The organism is Nocardioides sp. (genome assembly GCF_036401255.1).
Taxonomy (GTDB): Bacteria; Actinomycetota; Actinomycetes; order Propionibacteriales; family Nocardioidaceae; genus Nocardioides.
Map to the genome: position 1 here is coordinate 1 of NZ_DASWVI010000340.1, position 8,817 is coordinate 8,817.

Annotated in this window: 10 protein-coding genes; 9 read left to right on the forward strand and 1 reads right to left on the reverse strand. The window is 70.8% G+C overall.

Features of this window, described 5'->3' with window-relative positions:
* Positions 1 to 124: 124 nt before the first annotated feature.
* The 9 genes from VGD85_RS15680 (at position 125) to VGD85_RS15720 (ending at position 8,516) form a co-directional block, all read left to right on the forward strand.
* Positions 125 to 1,126, forward strand: coding sequence for a dihydroxyacetone kinase subunit DhaK (locus VGD85_RS15680; RefSeq protein WP_331064377.1), 1,002 nt, complete (start codon positions 125 to 127; stop codon positions 1,124 to 1,126).
* Between the two features lie 3 nt (positions 1,127 to 1,129).
* A complete protein-coding gene (locus VGD85_RS15685; RefSeq protein WP_331064368.1) occupies positions 1,130 to 1,753 on the forward strand; it encodes a DAK2 domain-containing protein in 624 nt (207 codons plus the stop codon).
* A 70-nt stretch (positions 1,754 to 1,823) separates the two neighbouring features.
* Positions 1,824 to 2,630 (forward strand): BtpA/SgcQ family protein, encoded by an 807-nt coding sequence (locus VGD85_RS15690; RefSeq protein WP_331064369.1) that lies wholly within the window; start codon positions 1,824 to 1,826, stop codon positions 2,628 to 2,630.
* Positions 2,630 to 4,141 (forward strand): FGGY-family carbohydrate kinase, encoded by a 1,512-nt coding sequence (locus VGD85_RS15695; protein ID WP_331064370.1) that lies wholly within the window; start codon positions 2,630 to 2,632, stop codon positions 4,139 to 4,141. The genes VGD85_RS15690 and VGD85_RS15695 overlap by 1 nt, the downstream gene beginning before the upstream one ends.
* Before the next feature lie 5 nt (positions 4,142 to 4,146).
* A complete protein-coding gene (locus tag VGD85_RS15700) occupies positions 4,147 to 5,253 on the forward strand; it encodes an aminopeptidase (RefSeq protein WP_331064371.1) in 1,107 nt (368 codons plus the stop codon).
* 159 nt (positions 5,254 to 5,412) lie between these two features.
* Positions 5,413 to 5,769: an SPW repeat protein gene (locus tag VGD85_RS15705; RefSeq protein WP_331064372.1), complete on the forward strand. Its 357-nt coding sequence runs from the start codon at positions 5,413 to 5,415 to the stop codon at positions 5,767 to 5,769.
* 91 nt (positions 5,770 to 5,860) lie between these two features.
* Complete coding sequence (locus VGD85_RS15710; RefSeq protein WP_331064373.1) at positions 5,861 to 6,427, forward strand: helix-turn-helix domain-containing protein; 567 nt, start codon at positions 5,861 to 5,863, stop codon at positions 6,425 to 6,427.
* Between the two features lie 63 nt (positions 6,428 to 6,490).
* Positions 6,491 to 8,056, forward strand: a complete 1,566-nt coding sequence (locus tag VGD85_RS15715; protein WP_331064374.1) for an HD domain-containing phosphohydrolase — start codon at positions 6,491 to 6,493, stop codon at positions 8,054 to 8,056.
* Between the two features lie 97 nt (positions 8,057 to 8,153).
* Positions 8,154 to 8,516, forward strand: coding sequence for a DsrE family protein (locus VGD85_RS15720; RefSeq protein WP_331064375.1), 363 nt, complete (start codon positions 8,154 to 8,156; stop codon positions 8,514 to 8,516).
* Positions 8,517 to 8,533: 17 nt separating this feature from the next.
* On the opposite strand, the gene VGD85_RS15725 is transcribed toward VGD85_RS15720, so the two are convergent.
* A partial coding sequence (locus tag VGD85_RS15725; RefSeq protein WP_331064376.1) for a helix-turn-helix domain-containing protein occupies positions 8,534 to 8,817 on the reverse strand: 284 nt, incomplete at its 5' end.

Here is an 8,817-nt window from a genome sequence, read left to right on the forward strand (position 1 = left end):
TCATCCTCATCGGTGTCATGGTGCTCGACCAGTTCAACTTCAAGCGGCCGAGCCGACCTGTGCCCGTCGTGACGGACCCGCAACCATCCTCCACAGCGCCCGACAAGTGAACGGACCGAATGCCATGAGGAAGATCATCAACGCCCCGGAGAACTTCGTAGACGAGTTCGTCGAAGGGATCCTGCTGGCCCATTCGGACCTGGTGAAGACGCCGGGGGACGACGTGCGAGTCATGGTGCGGGCCGATGCGCCGGTTGCCGGACAGGTCGGCATCGTCACCGGCGGTGGATCGGGTCACTTGCCGCTGTTCAAGGGGTACGTCGGTAGGGGGCTGTGCTCCGGTGTGGCGATCGGCAATGTGTTCAGCTCACCCAGCTCTGACCAGATCTTCCAAGCGACCATGGCCGTCGACGGAGGCGCCGGCGTCCTCTACCTGTACGGCAACTACGGCGGCGACGTGCTCAACTTCGAACTCGCCGCTGATCTCGCCGATCTCGAGGGCGTCCCGACCATGACGGTCCTCGGCCGGGACGACGTCGCAAGCCAGCCGAAGGACAACGAGCACGAGCGTCGGGGCGTCGCGGGCATCTTCTTCGCCTACAAGGCCGCAGGCGCCGCTGCCGAGCGCGGAGACTCTCTCGAGCGGGTCGCCGCGATCGCCGAGGACGTGGTCGCGCACACCGCGACCATCGGAATCGGTCTGGCGCCGACGATCCTGCCGACCACCGGCAAGCCCAGCTTCGAACTGCCGGACGGTCAGATGGAGATCGGCATCGGCATCCACGGCGAGCCCGGGTCACGGCGCGGTCCGTTGGAGACCGCCGACGAGATCGCGACCGACTTCGTCGAGGCCCTCGTGGGCGACCTGTCGCTTCGTGAGGGGGCGCGGGTGGCGATCCTGGTCAACGGGCTCGGTGCGACGCCGCTCGAGGAGCTCTACCTCCTCTACCGACGTGCCCACCAGCTCCTCGCCGAGCGCGGTATCGAGATCGTCAAGAGGTACGTCGGCGAGTACGCCACGAGCCTCGAGATGGCTGGCGCGTCGATCTCGTTGCTGGAGCTCGACGACGCACGGCTGGAGCTGCTGAACGCCCCAGCACTCTCCCCCTTCTTCCAGGAGCGCTGATCCGTGAACGCCAAGGACCTCAACGACCACATCCGGCGCAGTCTGGAGATCCTCACGGAGTCCGCCGACGAGTTGCGCGACCTCGACCAGGCGCTCGGGGACGGTGACCTCGGCATCACGATCACGGCCGGCTCCAACGCCGTGGTCGCCGAGCTCGACCAGCTGGCCGATGGTGCCACGCCCACGGAGATCGCGCGTACCTGCGCCAAGGCCTTCGCCAACGCCAACCCGTCCACGATGGCAGCGTTGGTCGCGGGAGCGCTGCTCGCGGGATCGCGTACCTGGGAGGGCAAGGACGACATCGGCCTGCCCGAGGCGGCCGAGTTCACCACCGCAGCCGCGAACAGCATCGCCCAACGGGGCAAGACGCAGGTGGGTGACAAGACCATCCTCGATGGCATCCACGCCGCCGCCGAGACGCTGCGGTCGGCGAGCGACCCCGGACAGGCCGCGGCTGCCGTGGTCGACGCCGCCGCTCGTGCGGTCGAGGAGACCCGAGGTCTCCAGTCGCGCAGGGGGCGCGCTTCGTGGCTCCAGGAGCGCAGCATCGGTCTCGCCGACCCGGGCGCGACTGCCTTCCAGAGATTCGTCGAGGCATGGTCGCGCGTCGGTGGGCCGTCCTCCTGACGCTCGCCCGCTTTGCCGTGCCGGACCGACCCCGGCCACCCGCATTCACACGAGAGGAACCGCATTACCCATGAGCAACTGGTTGCACGAGGTGTTCGACGTACCCAAGCCGATCGTGGGAATGTGCCATCTCCCGGCACTTCCCGGAGACCCTGGGTACGACGCGGCGGGGGGGATGGACAAGATCCTCGCCCACGCCCGCCAGGAGATCGACGCCCTGCAGACCGGTGGTGTCGACGGCATCTTGATCTCGAACGAGTTCAGCCTCCCGTACCTCACCCGGACCGAGCCGATCACGGCCATCGCGATGGCGCGGACCATCGGCGAGCTCATCTCGGAGCTCCAGGTTCCGTTCGGTGTGAACGTGCTCTGGGACGGCGTCGCATCGATCGACCTCGCGATGGCCACCGGCGCGGCATTCGTGCGTGAGGTGTTCACCGGCGTCTACGCCTCCGACTTCGGCATGTGGAACACGGACGTCGGTCGTGCCGCCCGTCACCGCGCCCAGGTCGGGGCAGGTGGCGTCCGGCTGCTGTACAACATCGTCCCGGAGGGAGCCACGTACGTCGCGGGTCGAGAACTCGACCGGATGACTCGCTCGACGGTCTTCAACGGCGCCCCAGACGGCCTGTGCGTCTCCGGCCTCACGGCAGGAGCGGCGACCGACACTTCGACCCTCAAGATCGTCAAGGAGAACGCCGGCGACGTCCCCGTGTTCGTCAACACGGGTGTTCGCCCAGACACGGTCGCCGAGAGCCTGCAGTACGCCGACGGCGCCATCGTGGGCACCTGGTTCAAGCGCGAGGGGAAGTTCGCGAACGACGTCGACGCCGCGCGCGTCGCCGAGCTCATGGGGGTCGTCAGGGAGCTGCGCTGATGACGTTCGTCGGTATCGATATCGGCACCTTCGAGACCAAAGGTGTCCTCGTCGATGCGAACGGTGAGGTCCTCGCGCTGGCCCGGCGGCGACACGGCATCTCCACGCCGCGGCCCGGCCACGTCGAGCACCACCCGGAGACCGACTGGTGGGCGGATCTCGCTGCGGTCGCGTCCGAACTGATGGAGCACCCGCGGGCGCGGGATCTCCAGGCGGCCGCGGTGAGTGCCATCGGACCCTGCGTGGTGGCAGTCGGCGAGGATCTGGCGCCCTTGCGTCCCGCGATCCTCTACGGGGTGGACACGCGCGCCACCGAGCAGATCGAGGACCTGACGAACCGGCTCGGTGCCGCGGAGATCTTCCAGCGGTGCGGCAACCCGCTGACGAGCCAGTCGGCTGGTCCGAAGATCGCGTGGATCAGGGACCAGGAGCCGCAGGCGTGGGCCCGGGCGCGTTGGTTCATGACCAGCCAGACGTGGCTCGTCGCGAAGCTCACCGGCGCGGTGGTCATGGACCACGCCACCGCCGGGTACTTCCACCCTCTCTACGACCTCCGGGAGGCGCGGTGGAACCTCGCGGGATGCGAGGACGTCGTCACCAGTGATCGGCTCCCACGGCTGGAGTGGACGACGACGATCGCCGGGACCGTGCACGAGCGAGCGTCCGCGGAGACGGGACTGCCGGTGGGGACACCCGTCATCGTCGGGACGACCGACGCGCCGGCCGAGGCAGTCGCCGCGGGGGTCGTCTCGGAGGGGTCCCTCATGGCTATGTACGGGTCGAGCGGGTACTTCATCCGCGTCGGCTCGAGCCCGATCACCCACCCGGACCTGTGGTCGGCGCCGTACGTGTTCCAGGACAGGTACGTCCTCGCGGCAGGCACGGCAGCGACGGGCACGGCGACACGCTGGATCTCCGACGTGCTCGGCATCACCGACGACGAGGACTCCGTGACGTTCGGTCGCCTGCTCGAGCTCGCCGAGGGCTCGCCTCCCGGAGCTCGTGGCGTCCTCGCGCTGCCCCACCTCTCCGGCGAGCGCACCCCCTTCCAAGACCCGGACAGTCGCGCTGCGGTGGTCGGCCTGGGACTCGAGCACACCCGCTCGGACATCGCCCGCGCGGTGCTCGAGGGCGCCGGGCACGCCGTCGCGGAGGCGATCCTCACCTACCTCCGGGCGGGTGTCCCCATCGACCGAGTCGTGGCGATCGGCGGTGCGACGAGGAACCGCATCATCACCGGCACGGTCTCGACCGTCACCGGTCTGACGCAGCAGATCGCTGACTCGCCCGGAGCGGCGTACGGCGATGCGTTCCTCGCGGCGTTCGCCGTCGGTGCCGTCCCCGACCTGTCCGCTGGTCCCGGGTGGTGGTCGTCGAAGGGCACGGTCGAGCCCGACGCTGGCCACGCGGCGCAGCTCCGGTCCGACCACGAGGCGTTCGTCGCGCTGTACCGGACGCTGGCGCCTTGGAACACGTCCCGACGGATTCGGGTCGAGGAGGCGCTGGGATGAGCACTGTGGACTGGTCCAAGATCGGCCGTCTGGTGGCCGACGGCGTATCGTTGTCGAGCGGCGATCGGGTGTCCGTGTTCGTCACCGGCTCATCGGTGATGGATGCCGTTGCCGCGTTCGTCGACGAGGGGTGGCACCGCGGCGCAGTGGTGCAGGTGCTGGCACCGGACGAGCGCTTCGACGCGAGTGCGCTTCGGTGGGCGGACGTGGCGGTGCTGCAGTCGCCGATGCCGCTCGAGTCCGCGGCAATGGAGTGGTCGGACGTCCACGTCTCCTTCCGCGCGATGTCCCAGCCCGTCGTCGACGCCGACCCCGGACGGATCGCCGCACTGCGACGCGGCCGCGGCGTGGTCTCGACGATGCGGTGGCAGAACACGCGCTGGGCACTCGTCCGTGTCCCGACCGCCGAGTGGGCGGATGCCATGGGGCTGGACGCCAGCGCCATGCTTCACGAGTGGGCCGCGTCGTTCGACGCCGACTGGGCCGACGCCGGTCGACGGATGCAAGCGCTGTGCGACCGGTTCGCCGGCGCGCGGATGGCCGTCATCGAGGATGAGTGGGGGATGCTGGAGCTCGGCCTGGAGGGCCGGACCTGGGTTCCCTTCGCGGGCAACGCGAACTGGCCCGACGGGGAGATCGCCACCGCGCCGGTCGAGACGGCGGTGAACGGTCGGATCCGCTTCGACGGCACGCTGTCCTTCGGTGGCGTACTCATCCGTGACCTGGAACTCGACTTCGAAGACGGGCGCATCGTTTCCGAGCGGGCCGCGGTCGGCGTCGACTTCGTCCGCGAGCTGCTCGATGCGGACGACGGGGCCCGACGCCTCGGGGAACTCGGGATCGGAACGAATGCGGCGCTGACGTTGATGACCGGCGACCTCCTCATCGACGAGAAGATCCTCGGCACCGTGCACATCGCGCCCGGTCGCGCCTACCCCGAGTGCGGTGGGGTCAACTCCTCCTCCCTCCACTGGGACATCGTGAAGGACCTGCGGGGCAGCGACGGTGGATGTCGGGGATCGCTCCGCATCGATGACGAGTGGTTGATCCGTGACGGTGTCGTGCAGCCGGTGCTGCAGGCGGCCACGGTAGCGGCGGAACCGAAGGCGTGACCGACCACACGGGTGCGCTCGCACCAACGTGCGGTCGAGGCGCTGGGCCGGGTCTGTCGCCGCCGGGGTCTTGACCGGGCGGTCAATCAATCTAAAATGGCAGGCGAACGATCCGCCTTGGTAGCGACGGGTCCCGGATGCGGGAGTGAGTGATCACTGATGCAGAAGTGGACGAGATGGCAGGACTGGGTGACGTTCGCCGCGGGCGCCTATGCCGCCCTGTCGCCGATCTGGACCGACACCGACAACACCGCGACCTGGACGATGGTCGTCCTCGGCGTTGTGACCGCGGCGGTGTCGTTGTGGGCGCTGGCGAAGCCTGAGGACCGGATCTCCGAGTACGGGCTTCTGCTCCTCGGGTTGCTGTTCATCGCCTCGCCGTGGGGCATGGGCTTCAACGACCTCGACGCCATGGCGTTGACGGCCTGGATCGTCGGTGCGGTCACGCTGGTCGCCGGGCTGCTGGCGCTGCCCGAGATCGACCGGCACCTGCACCGCGCGCCGATCCCGCACTAGCAGCCCACCACGGACAGGCGGGCTCTCCTGCCGCTGGGACGGCCCGCCTGTCCCCACCGTCGCCTCGTCTCGCGGGGAGAAGGGAATCCTGATGCCCGCCGATGACCGCCGGACCCGCATCCTCGACGCCGCGGAGGAGCTGTTCGCCGAGGAGGGCTTCGACGCGACGCCGACCGCACGCATCGCGGAGGCCGCCGGGGTCCCCAAGGGACTGGTCTTCTACTACTTCCCGCGCAAGATCGACCTGCTCCTGGCCCTGCTCCAGGAGCGGCTGCCGGCCCCGACGTCCGACGCGGTTCGAGGCGTGGTCCGCCCCGGGGACCCGGCTCGCTCGCTGCTGGCCCTGCATCGCCGGCTCGGCCTGGACACCCACGACTCGCTGGTGCTGCGGGTGATCATCTTCCGAGAGAGCGGCACGCACCCGGAGGTGCGCGACCATTTCCGGCGGCTGCGCCGCTCCCTGGTCGAGCTCACCGAGTCCGCGCTCGAGCAGGCCGTCGACCGGGCGCTGGCACGGACCCTGCGCCGCCAGGCCGCGGAGACGTTCGTGTCGGTCATGCTCGACCACGCCAACGCACGCCGGTCGGGAGGCCCGGTTCCGGACCTCAAGGGCGCAGCGGCCGTCGTGGCGCTGGCGGTGGGGGCGCCGGCGGGCTGACGGTGCCGGCGAAAGATCGGCTGTCGCTGTTCGGGTGCGATCGCCGGCCCTACGCTGAGCGTCGTGGAGCGGGAGACCGACGACTCGGGCATCACGCTGGCCGAGCTGCTGGCGGCGTACTCGCTCGCGACGGACCTCGGCCTCGGTCAGCCGATGGAGCACCTGCTCCGCTCGTGGCGGATCGCCGCCCGCCTCGGCACCCACGTCGGACTCCCCGACGACGAGCAGGCGGCACTGTTCTACGTGGCGATGCTCTCGTGGGTGGGGTGCGTCGCGGACGCCCCGGAGGTCGCCGCGTCCTTCGGGGACGACATCGCGTTCCGCTCGGACAGCTACGACGTCGACCTCGGCGGGATGGCGGCGTATCGGTTCTTCCTGGGCCACGCCGGAGCCGGAGAGTCCGCCGCGGCGCGCGCGAGGGTGGCCGCATCCCTCCTGGCCACCGGTGGCCGCAGGGTCGTGCGCGGCATCCAGGCGCACTGCCTGATCGCGGCCACCCTGGCCGAGAGACTCGGTCTCGACGACGCCGTGTCAGCGGCGGTGCGCCAGTTCTTCGCACGTTGGGACGGTCGCGGCGTCCCGCCGCACGTCGGTGGCGAGGAGCTGTCGCCCTGGATCCGTCTCTTCCACGTCGGCGACATCACCGAGGTCTACCACCGCAACGGTGGCGTCGACGCCGCGGTCCGCGTCGCCCGGCAGCGCCGCGGACGACAGTTCGACCCCGCCCTCGCCGATGCGTTCTGCGACGTCGCCGGGACCGTCCTCCCTGCCCTCGGCGACGGCCACGATCCCCGCGGCATGCTCGCCGACGCGCCCGTGCTGCGGCGATGCCTGTCCGGGTCCGAGCTCGACGTGGCGCTGGCGGCGCTCGCCGACTTCACCGACCTGCGCTCGCCGAACCGCGCGGGTCACTCGAGCGGCGTCGCCGAGCTCGCCGGGGCGGCCGCGTCGTCCCTCGGCCTCCCCGCACCCGACGTGGCCACGACGCGCCGGGCCGGGTACGTGCACGACATCGGCCTGCACGGCGTTCCGGCGACGATCCTGGACAAGCCCGGCACCCTGTCCGCGACGGAGTGGGAGCGGGTCCGGGTCAGCTCCTACTACACCGAACGGGTGCTGGCCCACCCCGCGGCGCTCGCCCGGATCGGCGCGATCGCGTCGTACGCCAACGAGCGCATGGACGGCAGTGGCTACCACCGGGGCGCGAGCGGGGCCTCGATCCCCATGGCGGGCCGGGTCCTCGCGGCGGCCTGCGCCCTGCGCACGCTGACCGAGCCCCGGGCCGGGCGCCCGCCCACGTCGCTGAAGGACGCAGCGGCGGACCTGCGGGGCGAGGCGCGGGCCGGACGCCTGGACGCCGACGCCACCGACGCGGTCCTGTCGGCCGCGGGAGCAGGCGGGCGCCGCCGGGTCGCCGGACCAGCCGGGCTGACCCAACGGGAGGTGGAGGTGCTGGTCCTGATCGCGCGCGGCGCGGCGACGAGCGAGGTCGCCGTCCGTCTCGGGGTCTCCCGCAAGACGGCGGCCACACACATCGAGCGGATCTACGCCAAGACCGGTGCGTCGTCGCGCTCGGCGGCCACCTTGTTCGCGCTGCGCAACGGTCTCCTCGACCCGCTCGAGGCCTGAGGCGCTCCCGGTTTGTCGGGTGTTCGCCCGACGACACCAGGCGGCGGCGCGCCTAGCGTCGGGGCACTCGATCCGCCACGTCGCCAAGGAGCCCGTCATGAGCAAGGCAGTCATCAGCCTCACCACCGGCCTGGAGGACCCGGAGAAGGTCGTCGTCGCCCTCCTCGTCGCCGTGGGTGCCGCGGAGACCGGTCGCGAGACCTTGATGTTCCTGACCAAGGAGGCGGTTCGTCTCGCGGTGCCGGGCGTCGCGGTCGGGACCGCCTGCGACGGCTGCCCGCCGATCGAGGAGCTGGTCAAGCGCTACGAGGCCGCGGGTGGCCGCTACTACGTGTGCCCGATCTGCGTGACCGCACGCCGGATCGACCCCGACGAGCTCATCCCAGGGGCGGAGATCAACGGCACCATCCCGATGTGGGGCTGGATCGGCGACGAGCCGGCCACGACCTTCAGCTACTGACCGGGTCCGCGCCTCCCTCAGGTGCGCCGGGCCTGCCAGGTCACGCACAGCCACCACAGGTCGACGGCCTGGAACGGGTCGCGAGGGTCCAGGCCGGTCGCGGCGGTGAGCGCGGCGAGCCGGTTGCGCACGGTGTTGGCGTGCACGAACTCGGCGGCCGCGGCCCGCTCGGCGTCGCAGCCGTGCTCGAGCCAGGCGCGCACGGTGGACACCGCGTGCTCGGCCCCGCGGCCCAGGCCGTCGATCGCCGCCGCGTGGCGCTCGACCAGCAGCGCGGCGAGGTCGCCCCGGTCCTGCTGGG